This is a genomic window from Ruegeria sp. AL2, from assembly GCF_056540845.1.
In genome coordinates this window covers 108,304-128,648 of record NZ_JBQFXM010000008.1, presented here as the reverse complement: position 1 = coordinate 128,648, position 20,345 = coordinate 108,304, and the positions used below count along the sequence as shown (strand labels likewise).

The window sequence follows — 20,345 nt, the reverse complement described above, 5'->3', positions numbered from 1 at the left end:
CATGAGCCTGCAATCCAAGGCCGCGCCGGTACGGTTCGAGAACGTGTCGAAAGTGTTCGGCAAAAACGTTGTGGCTGTTGATAACATTAACCTTCATGTCGAAGCGGGAAAACTGGTCACGCTGCTTGGTCCGTCAGGCTGTGGGAAAACAACGACGTTGCGCATGATCGCCGGGTTAGAAATGGCAAGCTCTGGCAAGATTATGATTGGCGACCGGGACGTCACCAAACTGCCCGCAACAGATCGCGACGTATCAATGGTGTTTCAATCATACGCGCTGTTTCCCCACATGAGCGTGCTGGAGAACGTGATGTACGGCCTCACATTCTCGGGCTTTGCCAAGGATGAGGCTCGCAGCCGCGCCTTGCATGGCTTGCAATTGGTAGGGCTCAAGGGGTTCGACAATCGCCTTCCCTCCGAACTCTCGGGTGGTCAGCAACAACGTGTCGCCGTCGCGCGAGCGCTGGTTCTTGAACCACAGGTTCTGCTGTTTGACGAGCCGCTATCCAACCTTGATGCCAAGCTGCGACGCCAGGTGCGCGAGGATATCCGGGCCATTCAGCAAGACCTTGGATTGACGGTTGTCTATGTCACCCACGATCAGGAAGAGGCCCTGGCCGTCTCGGACGAGATTGTTGTGATGCGGAACGCCGCGATCGCTCAGATGGGTACACCTCGCGAGCTTTATGATGCCCCGAATGACCGGTTTGTTGCCGATTTCATAGGCGAGGCAAACCTGCTCAACTGTCAAATCATTGCAACTGACGGAGATATTGCAACGATCGAGATCGAAGGATACCGTCACACTCTGCCGCGTCGGGGTTTGACCAATGGGGCCGCGACCATCGCTGTACGACCCTCGCGCCTTGTGATTGGTTCTGATGACGGCATCGCCGCTACAGTGGCCAAGGCAACCTATGTTGGCGTGCGGATGGAATACACGCTGACCGGCGCATTTGGTCAGGTTTTTGCGGTCCACGATGATGTTGATGCACCGCTTGCACCGGGTACCGAAATCAGGATGGGGTTTGCGGGCAAAGGACCGGTACTTCTGCCTGACTAGATGCCGAATTTACTGATCATCACTCACCCCGAGGTCGTTATTGATCCGGATACCCCCATTACGGAATGGGGTCTGAGCACGACAGGTCGCTGGCGCGCCGCATCCTTTGCCGCCAGTGAAGCTATGGCCAATGTCAGCCATATCTGGGCCAGCAGCGAACGAAAGGCTCGCGACACTGGTGAGATTCTGGCTGCGCCCTTGGGGTTGCCCTTATATTTCCACCCGGATCTTGGCGAGAATGATCGGAGTGCCACAGGTTTCCTGCCACGGGAAAAGTTCGAGGCGGCCGCCGACGCATTCTTTGCCCAGCCGGACATTAGCTTTCGCGGTTGGGAAACTGCGGCCGATGCTCAGAGGCGCATTCGTCGTGCAGTGTCGGAGATCATTCGTGCCCATGGAGCCGGAGACCTCGCAATCGTTACACATGGCGCGGTCGGTACATTGTTGTGGTGTGAACTTTCTGGAAATCCGATTAACCGCCAGTACGATCAACCGTCACAAGGCCATTATTGGCAGGCAAGCCTGACAAATCTACGACCTTATTCCACTTGGTTATCAATGGCCTAGACGTTAAGCACCCCAAGCGTTCTCTGCAATTTCCAGCAAGCTTTCAAATACATCTGGCGTTCCGACGATCACACGCCCACCGTCGCGGATCATCGCGTCGGCGTCTTGATCTTCGACAACACCACCCGCTTCCGTAACCAACAATTGCCCAGCCAGACAATCCCAAGCGTTCATGTGTTCTTCCACATAACCCAGAAGTCGCCCGGCTGCGACATAGGCCAATGACAATGCACCACTGGCGTTTCTGTGAAACATGGAACCGCGCTCGATCAGCGCTGCGACCACCGGCACGACGTGGCGAGTTTCGATCCGGTTCGAATACCCCACAGAAACCGTCCCGTCCTGAAGAGCAACCCCAGAGGCCACGTGTATCGGTGAACCGTTCAGTGTCGCGCCCTCTCCACGTGTTGCCACAAAGGTTTCGTCCATATTCGGATCCCGGATCACACCGACCGCAGTGCGCCCTTCGGTGACACCGGCCAGAACAATCGTCCATACCGGTATGCCATTGACGAAATTCGTAGTTCCATCAATTGGATCAATCACCCAGTCAAACCCGCTCTCACCGGTGGCAGCGCCGTGTTCTTCGCCAAATATCCCGTCTTGCGGCCAGGCATCCATGATCTTTTGGCGAATGAAGGTTTCGACGTTTTTGTCCGCCTCACTCACCCAGTCCTGAGCACCTTTTTGATCGATGACCAGATTACTCCTGTCCAAGAAGTATTTCTCTGCAATCACCCCAGCTTCTTCACAGACCGCGATGGCAAAATCTCTGCGTTCCGAAAGACGATTCATGGCCTGTCCTTTTGTGTTTGTGTATCTAGGGCCAACATTGCGGTCCAAGCGGAAGGCTTGCAATGACTGAGTTGCAGCACCGTTCAATTCAATTCATGCCGCTTCGAGGTTGCCGAGCAATATGGACGTCATATCGGCGGTTATCACCCCGTCTATGGCAACAACATCCATTCCAGTCTGATAATCAACGTTGCTTTTTGTAATTCCCGACAAGTCCGCATCTGAATCCAAAAAGACCCATTGAGGTTCATGCGCAGTGGTTTGCCCAACGGCCACCTGCAAGATCGCCAGTGCATCCAGGGCATTGATGGTTCCATCTTGATTGATATCCGCCGCGATCAAGTTCTCCGCATCGGCAGGTCCCCATGTCGGATCGAGGCCAACCGAAATGCGTAACACTTGCAAGGCATCCAGGGCGTCGATCTCTTTGCTCGCCGTTGAATAATGTTTGACGACGTCCAGTCTTCCGGGGAAAGTGCCATCCGGAAGGTCCAAATCAAATTGCCCCTGATCGTCAGCCGTGACAGATACCGTGCCACCACCGTCAGGAGTGAACTTGATCTCTGCATCCGACAATCCGGGATTTGCAGATTGGCTGTCCACAGTGATTGGCCCAAGCACGCCATCCGAACTGTCGGGCGTCAAACCGCCGAAATCACCAAAATCAACCGGAATGTGATCGGGGCCTTCAAACCCGGCCCCGAAAATATCGGTACTGGTCAGCGATCCACCCGAAGCAGACTGAACCTGCACCACCTCGCCCCGATACTCTATCCGCGCCCCTTGAGTGGTGCTGGTAAAGGTCAGTTGCTGAGGGGACCGCAACAGCAAATAGTCGAACATGTCCAGACGGTCCACACCCGGTTGAAAATCCGTGATCGTGGTCAGACCGCTGCCCGACTGCATCACGAAAATGTCGGCCCCTGCCCCACCTGACATAGTCGTAGCACCTGTTCCGGCTATCAGTATGTCATCGCCATCTCCGCCAATCAGGGTGGTATCCAGAATACTGCCGCTCAGCATGTCGTCTGAGGTCGTCCCCGACACTGTTCCAAACCCTTTGTCCACGATCCCCAGATCATCGACAGGAACCGAAATTACAGTGACTCCAGCGTCTTGTTGCGACGTAACCAGAATCTGCAACTCATTGCCGACATGTGCAATGCTCAGCGATTCAACATTCTGCAATCCACTAGTCAAAGTGTCGGCGAAACTGTCCAGATAGACCAGCTGGCCTTCCGGAGTCAGCGTGAACAATGTAAGCCCATCGTCGCCGCCACCCGCCACGACGAATACGCGCCCGTTGATGTCCACGACCTCAAGGTCCTGCACTGATTCAAAGCGGGTCGTGAGCGAATCCAGAATATGGTCTGTGGTGCTCAGGCTGCCGTCAGCGTTCAATTGAAGCACACTGAGCGAGTTGCTGCCTGCACCCGCCACGATTACCCAGGGCTTGCCGTAGGCCTCGATCGTTTCGATGGCTGTCGGAGTCGAGATTCCAAGGGTTCCGAGGGCTGAACTGTTGTCAATCTCGGTCAACTGACCGGAAATGCTGTCGACCCGAAAAGTTGAGACTGTATTGCTGACCGCATTGGCGCCGATACTGTCACACGTTCAGAGCGGAACGACGAAGAGGTGTTCGTTGTGGAAATTCGCACGAGCAACACCATGCTCGACGGAAGTGGTGTCGCGGTGGAAATCATACCCGGCATGATCGCAGAGGTTGACATTTTGTCAGGTAGAAAATCCGTATTGGAGTATCTGCTGGAACCTGTCGTGAAGATTAAAGATCAAGCTTTGCGTGAGTAAGTGAGAAGACTAAAATATCTTTTTTCAGATGCTTACAGTATTTTGCATCAACATCTCCTGACGCGGAGGGGAACAAAAGAAACTCAGGTTTACACTCTGGCCACCAGAGCGTCACTATTTCCAGTCGACATCCCCCAGGAAAATATACCCGGCACCGTAAATCGTTTTGATCAGGCGCGGATTCTTTGGATCTTCACCAAGTTTCGTACGCAACCTGGAGATTCTGACATCCATAGCACGATCAAAACTGTCGCCGGCCGCACCGCCCAAGGACTCCTGCATCTGCCCCCTGCTGATCAGCCGCTTGGGGCTTTCCAGAAACAGACGCAAAACCTCGCCTTCAGCATGGCTGAAAGGTGTTTCAGTCCCTGACCCGTCTTCCAGAATATACCGATCAAAATGCGCAATCCAGCCGTTGAATTCCGCCCTGTCCGATTGTGATGTCCGACCGCGCGGCGCGCGCAACCTGGCCCGCACCCGGGCAACGACTTCTGTCGGGTCAAACGGCTTGGTAATATAGTCATCCGCGCCCAACTCCAGCCCTGTCACACGGTCCTGAACCTGTGCCCGGCCGGAAATAATGATCACTGCTGCACCCTGTTCCAGCGCCAAGCGATGAACTAGCGCCAGCCCGTCGGTATCTGGTAAAGACAGGTCCACAAGGCAAACATCAGGGGTTACTCGATTAAGGGCTGCTTCAAACTCTCTGGCACGGGAAAAACTCTGCGTCCGGAAACCGGCATCCTCCAGTGCATCCGTCAGAATGCGCCGTATCTCGGGTTCGTCGTCGAGAATGGTCACCAGTGGTTGCGACATCAGGCGGCCTCGGTTTGGATCAGAGCAGACAATTGAGCCTGTGAGAACGGTTTACGCAAAACAGGTGCCAGGGCAAGCGCCCGTTGATGCAGCGGATCTGAATTTGGCAGAGATGTCATAAGGATAAGCGGCAACCCCGGTTTCAACTGTTCAAGGATGTCCAAGCCTGTACCGTGTCCTTCCAGACGGATATCCGACAAGACCAGCGAAATGTCCTTCACACTCGATATCAAGGCCAGTGCTTCATCAACTGAATTTGCTTCAATGACAGTAAAGCCCAAATCCACCAGCATGTCCCTAAACTGCCCGCGCAGGTCTTCGCTGTCTTCAACCAACAGTACCAATCCACCCTGAGTCGGAGGAGCGGGCCGAAAAGGCAAACGCATGACAACTGAGGCCCCAGATGGTGTATTTCTTAGATTCAGATCGCCACCGGCAAGCTTGACCGTATCATAAACCATCGGCAGCCCCAGTCCTGACCCGTCGCTCCCTTTTGTTGTGAAAAACGGGTTCAGTGCCTTTTCTAGCGCCTCGGGTGAAAACCCCGGCCCGGTGTCGGAAACCGCGACTTCGATCCAGATCTCACCTATGGCATGTGCACTGATTGTGATTTGACCCGTGCTCCCGCAGGCATCCCGGGCATTCAGGACCAAATTCAAAAGCGCATCCTGAACCATACCCGGATCAAGCATCAATGTTTGTTTTGGCAAGGTGTTTACGACGGACAGGCCCACACCGCGAGGCAGTGAGGGTGTCGCCAGAATCCTCAGGTCTTCCAACAATCCCCCGATGTCCGTTGCCTGCGGTTGCGGCGTTCGGTTTCCAGTCATGTCGGCGATCCGGTTCAGCAGCTGCCCGCCCCGGCGCGCGGTTTGTTGAGTTGCGGCCACAAGTTCCTGAGCGCCATCCGGCAAATCCATCTTGTCGAGGCGGGACTGCATCCCCAGGATGATGGTGAGCAGATTGGAAAAGTCATGGGCAAGCCCGCTGGTCATCTGGGCTGCCATCGCCCGGCGGCGGGTTTGCTGTAATGCAACGCGTGCCTGTGTCTCTTCGGTGATGTCCACCGACATCACGTACACACCCCCTGCCCCATCCGGCGTAAACGAAACCCGGATGCGTCGGGAATCCTGATCTTCGGTGAACTCGAAAACCGACGGCTCTCCGCTATAGGCCTTAAACAAATGGGCCTGAACCCGTTCAAAGGCGGTCGCACCCAGCGCTTCAGAAATGTGAAGCCCCAGAATATCGGACGGACGCCCAGGCATGACGGCGCTCAGGCGACGGTTCGAGTAATCGTATCGGCCGTCGCTGTCCAAATGCGCAATATGAGCCGGCATCATCTCGGTCACCATACGAGTACGGGCTTCGATTTCGGTCAATTCCCGCTTGGCCTCTTCCAGTGCCGCGATCGTGGCCGCAAGTTTGCGATTGGTTGCGGACAGTTCTTCCGCGTGGCTCAGCAACTGTTCCGACAGTTCCTCTGACCGCGCGCGCAACAGGTTTTCCGCCCGCCGCGTTCCGGTGATATCGGTGTAGACCGCGACCCACCCGCCTTGTGGCAGCGGTGCGCCTTCAATTGAAACAACCTGCCCATTGGGACGCACGCGCTCCATGTAGTGAGGCTCAAACGCCAAGGCTTGCTGGACGCGCAGATTGACCATTTCCTCGACACTTTCATCGTCGCCATACTCACCGCGGCTGGCAAGAAAGTGGATCGTATCCCGAAACAAAGCACCCCTTTGAACAAGCTCGTCCGGCAAACCGAACATTTCCTGGAAGCGGCGATTGCTGAGCACCAGTTGCAACTTGTTGTCATAAATGGAAAGCGCCTGACCGATCAGGTTCAGCCCAGCGGTCGTCATCGCCTTGATACGCTTTTCCGTTATGTCCAACTTCGTTTTCTCCACGGCTCATGCCTAGCATCAGAAATCATGCACGGGTAGTGGAATTGAGGGGAGGCGTTTCGGACTCTGCCTTCGTTCAAGTGCTTTTGCCAATCCGCGAATGCGCAAAGAGAAATACGTCGACACACCTGCCCGTGACCGAGTGCCCGGTATAGTTAGAATAGATGAACGTTGACAAAAAACCGCGTTCTAAGATGTGTATCTGGGGCGGGATTTTGCACCCTCAGATGTGATCGAATGCAAGGACAATGTGTGGTCCATATTTTTCATCCGGTGGCGCAACATCTGTCGGCTTAACCGTGCGAGGTCCGTTGCAAAATCTGGATTCTCCGCGACGTTCTCGAATTCGCCCTTACCTTGGTGGTCGAACAGGATCGGGGGCAGATCGGCAGCGAACTCGACCAGTGTGAACCGTTCATCCCGCAATATTCCCAAACACGAGTCGCTGTTACCGGTCCCCAAGTCTTGCTGCCACAGCGTCGGGTTTTCAGGTTCTGAAAAATCAAGTTCACTGAAAGAATAGTCGCGCCAATCGTCTGGGATATTACCGCGCAACAATGGCAGCAAGGACCGACCATCCATAGCGTTCGGAACAGCCTGACCAATCCAGTCCAGTATGGTCGGAGTGACATCCACGGACTCGGTTGGAACGGTGATCTTGCTTCCCGCCATAGCTTCATTCCCGGGCAAACGGATCATCAGCGGTGTGTGATACGCTGCGTCGTAGACCGTCATTTTGCCCCAGCTGTGTCGATCCCCCAGCATTTCACCATGATCGGCGGTGATAACCAGCAATGTATCGTCGTATTGCCCGCTGTCCTTCAGGTACTGGACAACACGACCGATGTGGTGATCAACCTCGGTCGCCAGACCCAGATATATAGCACGCAAGGTGCGAATGTTTTCGTCCGTAGGTTCAACGTCATCGAAACCGTGAACGAATTTTTTCGCGCTAAAGGTATCCAGCTTTGGTCCAAAGAACGGGTGCACTGCTTTTTCTGCTGCTGCGCTTGGCAAGCAGTGCGGCAGAGGGATATCCGCCGGGTCATACATGTCATTGTACGGAGCCGGTGCGACCAAGGGCGGATGCGGGCGGATATAGGTCAAATGGGCGAACCAACCCTTTCCACGATGCGGCGCGATCCCATCAAGAAAGGCATCTGTCAGAAAAGCTGTATCGCTGTCTTCCGCCCGATACAGCGCGGGATCATTCAGCCGCGGGTGTCCACCGTCGGGCGAAACGGGCTTGTAGACATCCCAGTACTTTTCGAACTGGTACCCCTTTTTCATCAGATGCGCTTGCCAAGGATATGATTCTTCAAGGCGCATTTCGACAACTTCAACAAACCCGGTCATCGACTGTTCGTAAGACTTGAGGTCAGGGTCATTGGGATCATGGACGCGCGGGTCGGCGGAGGTATCTGTGTACCCAAACAACATTGGCAAGTAACCAGCTTTGCGCATCTCCGTGGCGATGTTTGGGGTATCGTGCCGTAACGGCGTTCCGTTTCTTACCGACCGATGATTCATCGCATATTGACCGGTCAGAATCGATGCGCGCGAGGGACCACAGGGATTGGTGACCGAAAAATGGCGGGTAAAGGTCACGGCCTCATCCATAAAAGCCCGCAAATTCGGAAGGTTCACATGGTCTGCCAAGGCCCCGGACAGGCAATCCGCTCTAAGTTGGTCGATGATGACAAACAAGACGTTCTTGGTCTGATGCATACCGACTTCTCCGATTCCGCGCCGTAATAAACAACGCGGAATGTGTATTGCTTCCCGCCATAGCGCAACCGATTTGTCGGTCGGACAAAGGCGTATTATCCCGACAAAGTTGCTGTGCGATAACTTCTGGTAAGCACCTGTTCAGCATAGCTCCAATGCGACGGTCGGCGTGACGTCAAGGCCATCCGGCGCGGCAAAAAGATGTTCAATGGCACAAAGCCATTGCGGTCACTGAATGTTTCACTTCACATGACCTCATGACGCAGCCTTCGATAATCTCAGAACACGATTCCAGCGGTACTCGTGTACGCATATCCGGAGAGCTGCTCACGCAATCGCTGCAAACCGTTGAACAAGGTTTTGCCTCTGTCCGCCCAACCGGAGACAGGCTTGTTCTCGATCTGTCCGAGGTCGAAGCCCTGGATACCGGCGGTGCCTGGCTGATCGCGGACCTTGGCAAACGCTTCACGTCGCAAGGTGCAACACTTGAATTTCAAGGGGTGAAACCGGCACATGCCACTCTGATAGATACTGTAACCCGCAGCATACCCGACGAACCCGGTGAACTTGATAAACCGCGAAGTCTGTTGGATTTGATCGCACAAATGGGTCACATCACCGTAGGTGCCTGGCGGGATACGCTTTCCATCCTCGAATTTCTGGGTCTGACACTGCATCGGCTGTTTCGTACCATTGTTATGCCATGGCGACTGCGCAAGGCAGCGCTGGTCACACACATGGAAGAGACCGGGTTCAAAGCACTGCCAATCGTGGCCCTTATGGGATTTCTGATCGGTGTCGTACTGGCCTTTCAGGGCGCAACCCAGCTGAAGCAATTTGGAGCTGAGATATTCGTTGTCGAACTGATCTCGATCTCGGTTCTGCGTGAATTGGGCATATTGTTGACGGCAATTATTGTTGCCGGGCGCTCGGGTTCTGCATTCACCGCATCTATCGGTTCGATGAAAGTGCAGGAAGAAATCGACGCAATGCGAACGCTGGGTCTGGACCCGATCGAAGTTCTGGTCATTCCCCGCGTTTTGGCCTTGTTGATCATGCTGCCCATACTGGGTTTTGTCGCCGATATCGCGGGTCTGTTTGGTGGCGCATTGATGAGCTGGATCGACCTGGGTGTAAGCCCCGGCATGTTTCTTACCCGTTTGAAGGAAAACACCGACGTCTGGCAATTGGCGGTCGGTCTTATCAAAGCTCCGTTCTTTGCGCTCGTTATTGGCGTTATTGCCTGCTGGCAGGCAATGCAGGTCAAAGGGTCCGCCCAAAGTGTCGGTCAACGTACGACAGCATCAGTTGTTCAATCCATTTTCATGGTGATCGCAATCGACGCTTTGTTTTCGATCTTCTTCTCAGAGATCGGAATATGACATGACCGGGGATACACCACAGCCATCAGTCGCCACAACTACAGACCGTGAGGCTGTCATTCGTGTAAGCGGGCTCCGAACTCAGTTCGGTACCCAGGTGGTACACGAAAACCTGAATCTTGATGTCTGGAAGGGAGAAGTTCTGGGAATCGTTGGCGGGTCGGGCACCGGTAAATCCGTATTACTCAGAACTATCGTAGGGCTGAACAAACCCGCCGCCGGAGAAATCGAGGTGCTGGGCGTCGATGTTCTGAATGGCCCAGAGGATGACCGCCGCAGGATCGAACGCCGCTGGGGTGTTGCCTTTCAGGACGGGGCACTGTTTTCGTCACTGACCGTGCTGCAAAACGTGATGGCTCCGTTGCGGGAACACACAGGTCTCAGCGAAAAACTAATGGAGTCTCTGGGTGCGTTGAAGATCAGCCTCGTGGGACTGCCACAGCTGAGTTGCGGCAAGTTTCCGTCAGAACTGTCGGGTGGTATGCGCAAGCGCGCTGCGCTGGCTCGGGCGCTGGCCCTTGACCCCGAGATCGTTTTTCTGGACGAACCAACCGCAGGATTGGACCCGATCGGCGCAGCCGCGTATGATGAACTGATCGGTGAGTTACAGCAGGCACTTGGGTTGACCGTTTTCATGGTCACCCATGATCTGGACAGTCTTTACGCGATCTGCGACCGCGTTGCAGTGCTTGCAGAAAAGCGCGTACTGGTTGAAGGTCCGATTGAGGACATGACCAAGGTCGACCATCCTTGGGTACAGGAATACTTCACAGGCCCCCGCGCCCGCGCGGCGCAACAGAAGGGGCAAAACAGGTAAAGGCAATGGAAACCCGGGCGAACTACATCCTGATCGGCGCGTTTACCCTTGCGGGGTTGCTGGGCGCATTCGGCTTTTTCCTGTGGCTCGCCAAGTTTGAGATCACGCGCCAATACGCTTATTACGATGTACTGTTTGACAATGTCGCAGGTCTGTCGGCAGCCAGCGGCGTGAACTTCAACGGCCTGCCGGTCGGGCAGGTCGTTTCCTTGCAACTGGATGATAATGATCCGTCAAAGGTTCGGGTGCGGATCGAAGTGGACGCAGACATTCCGATAACCAATGATACAATCGCACAGCTTCAGTCACTTGGTGTGACTGGTGTTGGTTATGTCGAACTGACAGGGGGGTCCGCTAACGCCGAACGATTGCCACAAAAGAGCATTATCAAGAGCAAACGAAGCACAATTCAATCCCTGTTCGAAGGCGCGCCAAAAGTTCTGGATGAAGCCGTGACGCTTTTGGAGAACCTGAACAAAGTCGTCGATGATAAAAACCGGGAAGCTGTGAGCGGTATTCTGGACAATCTTGCTTCGGCCACAGGTAAACTGGACAATACACTGACAAGTTTTGAATCCGTGGCAAATGACATCGGCAGCGCTGCGCAGGATATTGGCGCGTTTTCAAAGCGGCTGGACCCACTGATCGAAACTGCTCAAACAACGCTCGAAACCGGTACGGAAACATTGGAAGCCGTCAAAACGGCTTCCGGGTCCGCCAAGACCGCGCTGGACGAAGCTAAAACAACCCTTCAGACGGCTGACCGCATTTTGCAGCAGGACGTGAAGCCTTTCATCGAGCGAGGCTCGCAACTGGCTGAACGGTTGACCGTTTTGTCTGATGAAGGCAGCGTTACCCTTGGAATTGTGAACGAAACCGTTCTGAACGCCAATACGGCGCTTGGCTCGATTACTACGGCGATGGAGTCCGCCAAGGGGGCACTGGCTTCGGCAGAATCCGCTTTTGACTCTGCAAATCGTGTCATGGAGGAAGACGTGGCACCTGTTGCGGAAGATGTCCGGAAGGCGGCCAATCAGGTGACCGAAACCGTCGCGGGCATAACGGAAAAGATCGATCAGATCTCGGACGACGTCCTGAGCGCGTCAAATTCCGCGTCCGAATTGCTGGGAACCATCGACGAAATCGTGCAGAGCAACCGCCGACAAGTGTCAGACTTCCTGCGTGTCGGGTTGCCTCAGTTTGTTCGTTTTATCGAAGAATCCCAGCGTCTTGTTATCAGTTTGGATCGCCTCGTAGACAAAGTTGAACGCGATCCGGCACGTTTCCTTCTGGGCACCCAAGCATCGGAGTTCCGTCAATGATCAAGCCTGCACTTGCAATGTTGATGGTCGTGTTGTTTGGCGGCTGCGCTGGTCTGGGCACGTTGAAACAAGCGGCGAAACCGAATGACTTGTATCTGCTGACCCCTAAAAGCACTTTTTCCTCAGCACTGCCCAGGATTGAAAAGCAGATCGTCGTTCAGGAACCGACGGCAACTGCCGCAGTGAACACGGATCAGATTGCCATTCAACCTACTGCGTTGCAGGTTCAATATTTGCCCCGCGCCCGCTGGGTGGATCGCGCGCCCTTGATCGTTCAAACCCTATTGGTCGAAAGCTTTGAGAACTCGGGCAAAGTCGCAGCTGTTGGACGCTCAACCGTTGGTCTGCGAGCCGATTACGTAATTGCCCCGGACCTTAGAGAGTTTCAGGGGGTCGTGATCGAAGACACCGAGAATGGAACCAAAATTCGCGTCGAAGTTCGTATTAACATCAAGGTGATCGACGAATACGAAGACAAGATCATTGCGTCCAGCTCGTTCCAGGAAAACGTCGTGGCGGCAAGCGATCAGACACCCGATCTGATCAACGCGTTTGATCTGGCTTTGGGGCGCGCGATGCGAGATTCTGTAGAATGGAGCATTCGCAAGATCAATACCCACGTGGCAAACAACCCGCGATCCATTCCCAGATAACGAAAGCCGCATAAGACGGCGGAAAAAGCGGGCAATTACAGACGCGCTTTCACATGACCAAACATTGCTCTACCCAATGTGGTTTTCAGAATTGTGCAGCCGAAGCTCGGTTCCAATCATCTGCAAATTCTTCGGGAATGTCGTCCTTTAACAAGGCGCCGTCCTCCAGATAGGTATAAAGTTCGGCATAGCTGCGCTCATGCTCGTCCGCAGTGCGGCGCAAGATATCACGGGGATGTAACTCGGATGCTTTTTCCTTGCCCATGGCGCCCAAAAGCTCGCGGAAACTTTCCAGCGTGGCATCGTGATAGCGATGAACACGCCGACGTTTCTGCGGCACATTCACGGCGCGCCCGCGGATGGGATCTTGTGTAGCCACCCCTGATGGACAACGGTTTGTGTTGCAATGCAATGCCTGGATGCAACCAACCGCAAACATCATCGCGCGCGCCGAGTTGCACATGTCTGCACCAAGCGCCAACTTCTCGACCATGTCATAACCGGTCGCCACTTTGCCGGAACAGATGATCCGAATCTTGTCACGCACTCCGACACCGCGCAAACAGTTGCTGACAAAGATCAAGGCTTCGTTCAGGGGCATACCCAACCGGTTGGTAAATTCCACCGGGGCTGCGCCTGTGCCCCCTTCTGCCCCGTCAATCGTGATGAAATCCGGCAAGATACCCGTTTCAAGCATTGCTTTGCAGATCGCCATGAACTCGGACGGCCTGCCGATGCACAGTTTGAAACCGACAGGTTTGCCACCTGACATTTCCCGCAGGTGCTGGACAAAATGCATCAAACCCGTGGGCCCATCGAATGCACTGTGGGTGGGCGGAGAAATCACATCCTGATGTTCTGGCACACCACGTATCTCGGCAATCTCAGCATCAACTTTGGCAGCAGGAAGAACACCGCCATGGGCGGGCTTTGCACCTTGTGACAGCTTGATCTCAATAGCCTTGACCACGTCCTTTCTTGCCTTTTCGGCAAACTTGTCCTTGTCAAATCCACCAGCCGGGGTCCGGCACCCGAAATAACCCGTCCCGATCTGCCAGATGATGTCTCCGCCTTCAGCCAGGTGATGCGGTGACAGACCGCCCTCTCCGGTGTTATGCGCGAACCCCCCATCCTTGGCTCCTCCGTTCAGCGCGCGGATGGCGTTGGCGCTGAGCGCGCCAAAGCTCATGGCAGACACATTAAGACGCGAGGCGCTGTATGGTTGCGTACATTGTGGACCGCCCAGCAATATGCGTTCTTCACTTTTGTCTACATGTTTGGGGGCAAGTGAGTGGTTGGCGCGATGATACCCGGTTTCGGTAATGTCGTATTGCGTGCCGAACGCCTGTGTGTCCACCTGCCCCTTGGCCCGAGAATATACCAGCCCTCGGACAATTCTGTTGAAAGGCCGGCCACTTTCGTTGGTTTCAACGAAGTACTGGCGAATTTCCGGACTTACAAATTCCAACATGTACCGGAAATGGCCAAGAACCGGATAGTTGTTCAGGACGTTGTGCCTGGTCGTCAAAACATCATAAAGACCGATGATCGCGTACGGCACCAAAATGATCAGAAGCCAATGGGCAGGCGACCAGAAGAACCCAAGGATCAGAACCACTGGCAGACAGACACAGCTTAGAAAAAAGAAAATTCTGCGTACAATCATGTTCCAAACTCCTTGTGTTTTTATCGGGCTGATGAGCCATGCTGTCAGAACTCAACGTGAAACAGATTGAAATTTTATTTCAAGTGTCAGCGGTAAAATGTCTGCTGAGGGACGCAAATGTGAAATCATGTTACGAACGGACCAACTGTTGAACCCAGTGCAACCAGCGGATAAATCACGCTAACCGGACGACAAAGGGCCGATCCTTGGCAAACACACACTCCCACCTCTGGCGTGAACGAAAAAGCGTGATGTTTCTGTCCGTCTTCGTCGGTGGGGCGCTTGGGTCGTTGATGCGTGAGGCGTTTGCACTAGAAATCCCCGGCCTCAGCTTTCTAACTTCGACTTTCGGCATCAACGTGACCGCCTGTTTTGTTCTGGGCTGGCTGTATTCCGTGCGCCATAAGGTGCACGCGCATGTTCTGCATCTTGGCGCCGTCGGATTTTGCGGCGGATTGTCGACCTTCTCATCTTTTGTTGCTGATCTTGAACGTATGGCCGAAGGCGGCCTATGGGTAACGTCCCTGGCAATCGGGCTGGAAGTTTCATTTGGCCTTGCGGCCGCGCTGATTGGCGAAAGCCTTGGTCGTCATTTTCACTCTGAAAAGTCGCCGTCATGAGCGAATTGTATCTTCATTCCATGTTCGCGTTGGGTGGGGGTCTGGGGGCCGTGATGCGCCATTGGCTGGCGCTGAAAATTCGGCACGACTTGCCACTAGCAACCTTGCTCGTAAATGTATTGGGCAGCTTGTTGCTGGGGATCTGGGTGGGGTATTTGGGAGGTCCTGTAGACATAGCCGAGGACCAAAAACGCCTTGTTTTCGGGTTTTGCGGCGGTTTTACAACCTTTTCCAGCTTTGCCTACCAATCGCTCGAGCTTCACCGCGAACGCACATTGTTTTTGGCAGCAGGCAATATTCTGTTCAGCCTTGCTCTGTGCTGGTTCGCTTTCTGGCTTGGCCTGCTGTTAACGCGCTGAAGCTTACCAAGCCGGGCAATAAACTCGAACACTGATTTGCTTTTCTTTCCGACCAACGTTGGGTCCCAAGCCACGCCAACGCTTTGACAAATAAAGAGTTTGAAAAGACTTATTGCATTAAGCTGAACTGCATCGAGTGTTCTGGTGTGTGAGCAATGGCCTGTGTCCTTGACCCGGACATGGGCCATTTCTTAATCGGATCAGACCCCATAACGGGCAAGAAACATATCCACGGCTTGTGTCGCCACTTCGGTGATTTCTTCTTTGCTGAACGAATTCTGAATTCCAAATGCGGCCCGGGTCCAGATTCTTACCTTGCAAAGCTCGGAGAACTGCTCAGCCGCGATATAAACATCTTCAATCGCCAACTCACCTTTGGCCACGGCTTTTTCAAGATATTCCGCCATTTGACGCTGGCCATTTTGCGGCCCCGCTTCATAAAATGCGCGGCCAAGTTCCGGAAACCGGTCCCGTTCGGCAACACAAATCCGAAAAACTTGCTGCGCGAAATCTGAAACCAGAAACGCCGTCAATTGCGTGGCCGCGATCATCAGCACTTCGCGGGCGGGTTTGGTCTCGTCAATCATCGCGATGATCCGTTCAGCCATCAGACAGCATTCCGTTTGCGCAACTTCCATGAACAAAAGACGCTTGTCCGGGAAATAGCTGTACAAGGTTGCTTTTGACACCCCAGCCGCGCGTGCAATATCATCCACGCTTGCGCCCTCGAATCCATCCGCCATGAAAACCTCTCGGGCCCCGCGCAAAACCTGATCGAACTTTCGGCCTGTGCGCAGGATGGTGGCGGTCTGGGTCATGTCATCTCCTTGAGCAATACCTGACACAGTTTATAAACCGTTCGGTTCAGGTACAAGGATTCTCGTATTTCGCTAATATCTGGCAATGCTCTAATTGTGCCGCAGGTCTCTTGCGACGGTTTCAAACCGTGTTAGGACTTGGCCCATGGCCGATATCTTTTTGCGTACACTTCCCTTTTTTGCGATCATCGGCCTTGGCTTTTGGGCTGGGCGCACACGGTTCTTTACGGCCGAAGCAACCGCATATCTGACCAAGTTCGTATTCTTCTTCGCACTGTCGGCAATGCTTTTTCGATTTGCGGCGACCCTGCCCTTTGCAGAGATTTTTAACGCAAGACTGATCTTCGGTTACCTCATAGGCACCGCCGCTGTTTATGGCATAGCCACTTGCGTAGCGTGGATTCGCAGCCTTGATGTGCCGACTTCGGCGGTTGAAGCACAATGCGCTGCCATTGGAAACGTTGGCTTTCTTGGCCTGCCAATGCTCGCGGTGCTGTTCACCGAAGCAGCTATTGGCCCGGTCATGCTGGTTCTGACCGTAGATCTGGTTGTATTCTCGTCTCTGATCGTGATCCTGATCAACGGTGGGCGTGACGGAAGGCTGACGCCAGCCACTTTCAAACTGATTGGAATGGGTCTGCTCAAGAACCCGATGATTGTCTCGATCTCTGCCGGGCTCGTCTGGTCATCCCTGCAAATCCCGGTTCCCGATCCGCTGAACAGCTTTCTGACCATTCTCGGTGGTGCCGCTACCCCCGGAGCGCTTTTTGCAATCGGCGCGTCCCTGGCTGGCAAATCCGCAGAAAGAATTCAGATCGCAGCCTGGTTGAGTTTCTGCAAGCTGGTGCTCCACCCGCTTTTCGTGGCAATCTCCCTGATCTGGCTGATCCCGGTCGAAACATTCCCGGCAAGCATTGCAATTGCGGCGTCCGCTCTGCCCGTAGCAGGAAATGTCTATATGTTGGCCGCGCATTACGGCATTGCCCCACAGCGCGCCTCGGCTGCTATTTTGCTGTCGACGCTCGTCAGCATTGTAACAATACCGCTTGTTATTGCGACTCTAGGAACTCCCTGACCTTCACCTTTTTAAAAATACTCACACCAAAGGCACTCGGACTTTACGCCGGGTCCGTGGATCGTTAGCCATGTTGCGACTCTAGAATAAGGACGATGCCTGATGGAAACCCTTTCGGAAAATGCCTGTTTCGGCGGAGTGCAAGGCGTGTATCGCCATGCTTCGTCGGCATGCCAATGCGACATGACGTTCGGCCTTTTTCTCCCGGCCGAGGCGAAAGATGGCCCGGTTCCGATATTGTGGTATCTGTCTGGTCTGACCTGCACTCATGAAAACGCGATGACAAAAGCCGGCGCACAGGCGTGGGCTGCGGAACAGGGCATTGCAGTGGTGTTTCCCGACACTTCGCCACGCGGTGAAGGTGTTGCGGATCACGACGACTACGATTTGGGCCAGGGCGCTGGGTTCTACGTGAACGCCACGCACGAGCCTTGGGCACCGCATTTCCGGATGTGGGATTACATTGCCGACGAATTGCCCGCCTTGCTGTTCGAAAACTTTGCCATCGACAGCGAACGTCAGGCCATAACCGGTCATTCCATGGGCGGGCATGGTGCATTGACACTGGCCATGAACCTTCCGGGACGGTACCGCTCGGTTTCGGCCTTTGCGCCCATCTCGAACCCGACGGGTGCAGACTGGGGGCGCAAACAGCTTGGCGCGTATCTGGGGGATGATAAATCCCTTTGGGCCAAACACGATGCTTCCCTGTTAATGAAGGAAACCGGTTTCGACGGTCCCGTCCTGATCGATACGGGCAGCAATGATCAGTTCATGGACCTGCTGCGCCCCGAAACGCTTGCCCAAGCCATCGCTGAGCGTCGCCAGCAAGCAACCTTCCGCCTCCAGCCAGGGTATGACCATTCGTACTTCTTCGTATCCACCTTCATGGAAGACCACATCGTTTTTCACGCCGAAGCGCTGTACGGAGACTGAGGTATGAGCAAATACGACTATGATCTGGTCATCATCGGATCCGGGCCTTCGGGGCGTTCCGCTGCCATTCAGGCTGGCAAGCTCAAGCGACGGGTTCTGGTGATCGACCGCAAAGACCGTTTTGGTGGAGTATCCGTTCACACCGGAACTATCCCATCCAAGACATTGCGTGAAACGGTTCTGAATCTGTCGGGCTGGCGCGAGCGCAGCTTTTATGGCCGTTCCTATCGGGTCAAGGACCAGATCCGCGCCGAAGATCTCAAAGCCCGCCTGCACATGACCCTTGATCACGAGGTCGACGTGCTGGAACATCAATTCAACCGGAACCATGTCGATACGTTGAACGGTCTGGCAAGGTTCATTGGACCGCACGAAGTGGAAGTCGCCACTGATGCTGGCGAGACTACCCGAATAACAGCGGCCAAGTTTTTGATTGCGACAGGAACTAAGACTTATCGCCCCGATTACGTTCCGTTCAACGGTAAGACAGTGGTTGATGGCGACGAATTTCTGGAAATGGCAGAAATCCCGCGTTCACTGGTTGTTATCGGTGCCGGGGTCATTGGGGTTGAATACGCCACGATGTTCTCGGCGCTGGACGTTCGGGTTACGCTGATCGAGCCGCGGGATACGTTTCTGGACTTCATCGACTGCCGCTTGATCCATGATTTCACCCATCAAATCCGCGAAAACGGTGTTGATCTGCGGTTGGGATCGGCTGTCGAAAAGATTGAAGATGCGGGCGAGCACGTCGAAGTGACCCTAGAAAACGGGCGCCACGTGCGGGCGGAGATGCTGCTTTTTGCAGCCGGGCGCATGGGCGCAACATCGAAACTCAATCTGGATTCTGTCGGACTGGAAACCGATCACCGCAACCGGATCAAGGTAGACCGCAAGACATATCAGACCGCTGTTCCGCATATCTATGCGACCGGTGATGTGATCGGCCACCCTTCGCTGGCTTCTACTTCACTGCAGCAAGGGCGCGTGGCTGCCTGCCATGCGCTTGAGACACCTACACTGCCGGAAAGCCCATGGTACCCCTATGGCATCTACTCTGTTCCCGAAATTTCCACCTGCGGCATGTCCGAGGAAGAACTTCAGGAGCGCGGCATACCCTATGAGGTCGGCGTTGCCCGATTCCGCGAGACCTCACGCGGGCATATCATGGGTTTGGAACACGGCATGCTGAAGATGCTGTTTTCGCTGAAGACCCGCCGTGTCTTGGGCGTGCAGATTGTGGGCGAAGGTGCGACCGAACTGATCCACATTGCTCAGGCGGTGCTGAACCTGAAGGGCACTGTCGATTACTTCGTTCAAAACACGTTCAACTATCCAACTCTGGCCGAGGCTTACAAGATCGCCGGGCTGGATGCTTTCAACCGGATGCCGATCCCGGAGGAATTCAAGGTGCGGAAGAAACCTGCAGAACCGGAGAAAAAAGAGGCCAAAAAGGCGTGACAACGCTCTATGTCGATGGCGATGCCTGCCCTGTAAAGGCCGAGGCCGAACGGGTTGCTACGCGACACAAGGTGCCTATGGCACTGGTGTCGAATGGCGGTCTTCGACCGTCAGCAAACCCGCTTGTACAGGTCATCGTGGTCTCGGAAGGTGCTGATGAAGCGGACAAATGGATTGCAGAACGCTGTGGCGCAGGGGATGTAGTTGTTACCTCCGATATCCCTCTGGCCGCGAAATGCGTCGCAGCGGGTGCCCAAGTTTTGCGCCCGAACGGCGAAGCTTTTACGGCAGCGAACATAGGCCAGCAATTGGCAATGCGTGATTTGATGGCTGACCTGCGGGCCGCCAATCCGCTGGGGGCCGGAGGCGGCGGCCGACCATTCAGCAAAGCAGATCGTTCAAGGTTTCTGGATGCGTTAGAGCGGGAACTTCGCGCAGCGACCCGAGGATAAGTGCAATCATCGGCAAGCTAAAATGCGAGCCTGCAACCAGAAACGCCCGTTTACAAGCCCGCTGAAAGAACGCAGGCTGCGAAAGACTTCTGATCAGGC

20 protein-coding genes are annotated in these 20,345 nt (G+C 54.6%); 13 read left to right on the top strand and 7 right to left on the bottom strand.

The features are described 5' to 3' along the window. The first annotated feature begins 1 nt into the window (after position 1). Positions 2-1,063, top strand: coding sequence for an ABC transporter ATP-binding protein (locus ACR0ID_RS12255; RefSeq protein WP_480554945.1), 1,062 nt, complete (start codon positions 2-4; stop codon positions 1,061-1,063). After that, the gene (locus tag ACR0ID_RS12250) at positions 1,064-1,630 is read left to right on the top strand and encodes a histidine phosphatase family protein (protein WP_480519952.1); all 567 of its coding nucleotides are present in this window, start codon (positions 1,064-1,066) and stop codon (positions 1,628-1,630) included. A gap of 3 nt (positions 1,631-1,633) precedes the next feature. Here ACR0ID_RS12250 and ACR0ID_RS12245 read toward each other — a convergent pair whose 3' ends face one another. Together ACR0ID_RS12245 and ACR0ID_RS12240 are read right to left on the bottom strand one after the other, a co-directional pair. After that, a complete protein-coding gene (locus tag ACR0ID_RS12245; protein ID WP_480554943.1) occupies positions 1,634-2,425 on the bottom strand; it encodes an inositol monophosphatase family protein in 792 nt (263 codons plus the stop codon). Between the two features lie 93 nt (positions 2,426-2,518). Next, positions 2,519-3,964 carry a dockerin type I domain-containing protein gene (locus ACR0ID_RS12240; RefSeq protein WP_480605742.1) on the bottom strand — a complete coding sequence of 482 codons (1,446 nt, stop codon included), beginning with the start codon at positions 3,962-3,964 and terminating at the stop codon, positions 2,519-2,521. Positions 3,965-4,069: 105 nt separating this feature from the next. On the opposite strand from ACR0ID_RS12240, the gene ACR0ID_RS12235 reads away from it, so the two are divergent. Continuing rightward, complete coding sequence (locus ACR0ID_RS12235) at positions 4,070-4,234, top strand: hypothetical protein (RefSeq protein WP_480605740.1); 165 nt, start codon at positions 4,070-4,072, stop codon at positions 4,232-4,234. Between the two features lie 114 nt (positions 4,235-4,348). Here ACR0ID_RS12235 and ACR0ID_RS12230 read toward each other — a convergent pair whose 3' ends face one another. From ACR0ID_RS12230 to ACR0ID_RS12220, 3 genes are all read right to left on the bottom strand, one after another. Further along, positions 4,349-5,050, bottom strand: coding sequence for a response regulator transcription factor (locus ACR0ID_RS12230; RefSeq protein ID WP_480605738.1), 702 nt, complete (start codon positions 5,048-5,050; stop codon positions 4,349-4,351). After that, entirely contained in the window at positions 5,050-6,915 is a 1,866-nt protein-coding gene (locus ACR0ID_RS12225) for a PAS-domain containing protein (protein WP_480605769.1), read from the bottom strand. The genes ACR0ID_RS12230 and ACR0ID_RS12225 overlap by 1 nt, the downstream gene beginning before the upstream one ends. A gap of 231 nt (positions 6,916-7,146) precedes the next feature. Continuing rightward, entirely contained in the window at positions 7,147-8,685 is a 1,539-nt protein-coding gene (locus tag ACR0ID_RS12220) for an alkaline phosphatase family protein (RefSeq protein WP_480487480.1), read from the bottom strand. A 257-nt stretch (positions 8,686-8,942) separates the two neighbouring features. Between ACR0ID_RS12220 and ACR0ID_RS12215 the strand changes: the two genes are divergently transcribed. The 4 genes from ACR0ID_RS12215 to ACR0ID_RS12200 are packed head-to-tail and all read left to right on the top strand — an operon-like array spanning position 8,943 to position 12,859. Beyond that, positions 8,943-10,067 (top strand): ABC transporter permease, encoded by a 1,125-nt coding sequence (locus tag ACR0ID_RS12215; RefSeq protein ID WP_480519934.1) that lies wholly within the window; start codon positions 8,943-8,945, stop codon positions 10,065-10,067. 1 nt (position 10,068) lies between these two features. Continuing rightward, complete coding sequence (locus tag ACR0ID_RS12210) at positions 10,069-10,884, top strand: ABC transporter ATP-binding protein (RefSeq protein ID WP_480494154.1); 816 nt, start codon at positions 10,069-10,071, stop codon at positions 10,882-10,884. Positions 10,885-10,889: 5 nt separating this feature from the next. After that, on the top strand, positions 10,890-12,206 hold the full coding sequence (locus ACR0ID_RS12205) for an MlaD family protein (protein ID WP_480605735.1): 1,317 nt from the start codon (positions 10,890-10,892) through the stop codon (positions 12,204-12,206). Then, positions 12,203-12,859: an ABC-type transport auxiliary lipoprotein family protein gene (locus tag ACR0ID_RS12200; protein WP_480477226.1), complete on the top strand. Its 657-nt coding sequence runs from the start codon at positions 12,203-12,205 to the stop codon at positions 12,857-12,859. The genes ACR0ID_RS12205 and ACR0ID_RS12200 overlap by 4 nt, the downstream gene beginning before the upstream one ends. 85 nt (positions 12,860-12,944) lie before the next feature. On the opposite strand, the gene ACR0ID_RS12195 is transcribed toward ACR0ID_RS12200, so the two are convergent. Continuing rightward, positions 12,945-14,525, bottom strand: coding sequence for an FMN-binding glutamate synthase family protein (locus ACR0ID_RS12195; protein WP_480477224.1), 1,581 nt, complete (start codon positions 14,523-14,525; stop codon positions 12,945-12,947). 251 nt (positions 14,526-14,776) lie between these two features. Here ACR0ID_RS12195 and ACR0ID_RS12190 point away from each other — a divergent pair, with 251 nt between their 5' ends. Together ACR0ID_RS12190 and crcB are read left to right on the top strand one after the other, a co-directional pair. Next, entirely contained in the window at positions 14,777-15,145 is a 369-nt protein-coding gene (locus ACR0ID_RS12190) for a fluoride efflux transporter FluC (protein WP_480519926.1), read from the top strand. Further along, positions 15,142-15,504, top strand: a complete 363-nt coding sequence (gene crcB, locus ACR0ID_RS12185) for a fluoride efflux transporter CrcB (protein ID WP_480519924.1) — start codon at positions 15,142-15,144, stop codon at positions 15,502-15,504. The genes ACR0ID_RS12190 and crcB overlap by 4 nt, the downstream gene beginning before the upstream one ends. Positions 15,505-15,704: 200 nt before the next feature. On the opposite strand, the gene ACR0ID_RS12180 is transcribed toward crcB, so the two are convergent. Then, the gene (locus ACR0ID_RS12180; RefSeq protein WP_480554930.1) at positions 15,705-16,322 is read right to left on the bottom strand and encodes a TetR/AcrR family transcriptional regulator; all 618 of its coding nucleotides are present in this window, start codon (positions 16,320-16,322) and stop codon (positions 15,705-15,707) included. A 145-nt stretch (positions 16,323-16,467) separates the two neighbouring features. Between ACR0ID_RS12180 and ACR0ID_RS12175 the strand changes: the two genes are divergently transcribed. From ACR0ID_RS12175 to ACR0ID_RS12160, 4 genes are all read left to right on the top strand, one after another. Then, positions 16,468-17,397 carry an AEC family transporter gene (locus tag ACR0ID_RS12175; protein ID WP_480605731.1) on the top strand — a complete coding sequence of 310 codons (930 nt, stop codon included), beginning with the start codon at positions 16,468-16,470 and terminating at the stop codon, positions 17,395-17,397. Positions 17,398-17,499: 102 nt separating this feature from the next. Further along, on the top strand, positions 17,500-18,333 hold the full coding sequence (fghA, locus tag ACR0ID_RS12170; RefSeq protein ID WP_480605728.1) for an S-formylglutathione hydrolase: 834 nt from the start codon (positions 17,500-17,502) through the stop codon (positions 18,331-18,333). Between the two features lie 3 nt (positions 18,334-18,336). After that, positions 18,337-19,794 carry a Si-specific NAD(P)(+) transhydrogenase gene (sthA, locus tag ACR0ID_RS12165; protein ID WP_480605726.1) on the top strand — a complete coding sequence of 486 codons (1,458 nt, stop codon included), beginning with the start codon at positions 18,337-18,339 and terminating at the stop codon, positions 19,792-19,794. Beyond that, positions 19,791-20,246, top strand: a complete 456-nt coding sequence (locus tag ACR0ID_RS12160) for a YaiI/YqxD family protein (protein ID WP_480554928.1) — start codon at positions 19,791-19,793, stop codon at positions 20,244-20,246. Before sthA ends, ACR0ID_RS12160 begins: the two co-directional genes overlap by 4 nt. Positions 20,247-20,345: the final 99 nt, after the last annotated feature.

What these genes read in the sequence shown, in the direction of transcription:
- ACR0ID_RS12255 (WP_480554945.1), top strand. Translation starts at nt 2, where the DNA reads ATGAGCCTGCAATCCAAGGCCGCGCCGGTACGGTTCGAGAACGTGTCG.
- ACR0ID_RS12195 (WP_480477224.1), bottom strand. Translation starts at nt 14,525, where the DNA reads ATGATTGTACGCAGAATTTTCTTTTTTCTAAGCTGTGTCTGTCTGCCA.
- ACR0ID_RS12190 (WP_480519926.1), top strand. Translation starts at nt 14,777, where the DNA reads ATGTTTCTGTCCGTCTTCGTCGGTGGGGCGCTTGGGTCGTTGATGCGT.
- ACR0ID_RS12205 (WP_480605735.1), top strand. Translation starts at nt 10,890, where the DNA reads ATGGAAACCCGGGCGAACTACATCCTGATCGGCGCGTTTACCCTTGCG.
- ACR0ID_RS12175 (WP_480605731.1), top strand. Translation starts at nt 16,468, where the DNA reads ATGGCCGATATCTTTTTGCGTACACTTCCCTTTTTTGCGATCATCGGC.
- sthA (WP_480605726.1), top strand. Translation starts at nt 18,337, where the DNA reads ATGAGCAAATACGACTATGATCTGGTCATCATCGGATCCGGGCCTTCG.
- crcB (WP_480519924.1), top strand. Translation starts at nt 15,142, where the DNA reads ATGAGCGAATTGTATCTTCATTCCATGTTCGCGTTGGGTGGGGGTCTG.
- ACR0ID_RS12210 (WP_480494154.1), top strand. Translation starts at nt 10,069, where the DNA reads ATGACCGGGGATACACCACAGCCATCAGTCGCCACAACTACAGACCGT.
- ACR0ID_RS12200 (WP_480477226.1), top strand. Translation starts at nt 12,203, where the DNA reads ATGATCAAGCCTGCACTTGCAATGTTGATGGTCGTGTTGTTTGGCGGC.
- ACR0ID_RS12215 (WP_480519934.1), top strand. Translation starts at nt 8,943, where the DNA reads ATGACGCAGCCTTCGATAATCTCAGAACACGATTCCAGCGGTACTCGT.
- ACR0ID_RS12180 (WP_480554930.1), bottom strand. Translation starts at nt 16,322, where the DNA reads ATGACCCAGACCGCCACCATCCTGCGCACAGGCCGAAAGTTCGATCAG.
- fghA (WP_480605728.1), top strand. Translation starts at nt 17,500, where the DNA reads ATGGAAACCCTTTCGGAAAATGCCTGTTTCGGCGGAGTGCAAGGCGTG.
- ACR0ID_RS12245 (WP_480554943.1), bottom strand. Translation starts at nt 2,425, where the DNA reads ATGAATCGTCTTTCGGAACGCAGAGATTTTGCCATCGCGGTCTGTGAA.
- ACR0ID_RS12225 (WP_480605769.1), bottom strand. Translation starts at nt 6,915, where the DNA reads ATGACGACCGCTGGGCTGAACCTGATCGGTCAGGCGCTTTCCATTTAT.
- ACR0ID_RS12230 (WP_480605738.1), bottom strand. Translation starts at nt 5,050, where the DNA reads ATGTCGCAACCACTGGTGACCATTCTCGACGACGAACCCGAGATACGG.
- ACR0ID_RS12250 (WP_480519952.1), top strand. Translation starts at nt 1,064, where the DNA reads ATGCCGAATTTACTGATCATCACTCACCCCGAGGTCGTTATTGATCCG.
- ACR0ID_RS12220 (WP_480487480.1), bottom strand. Translation starts at nt 8,685, where the DNA reads ATGCATCAGACCAAGAACGTCTTGTTTGTCATCATCGACCAACTTAGA.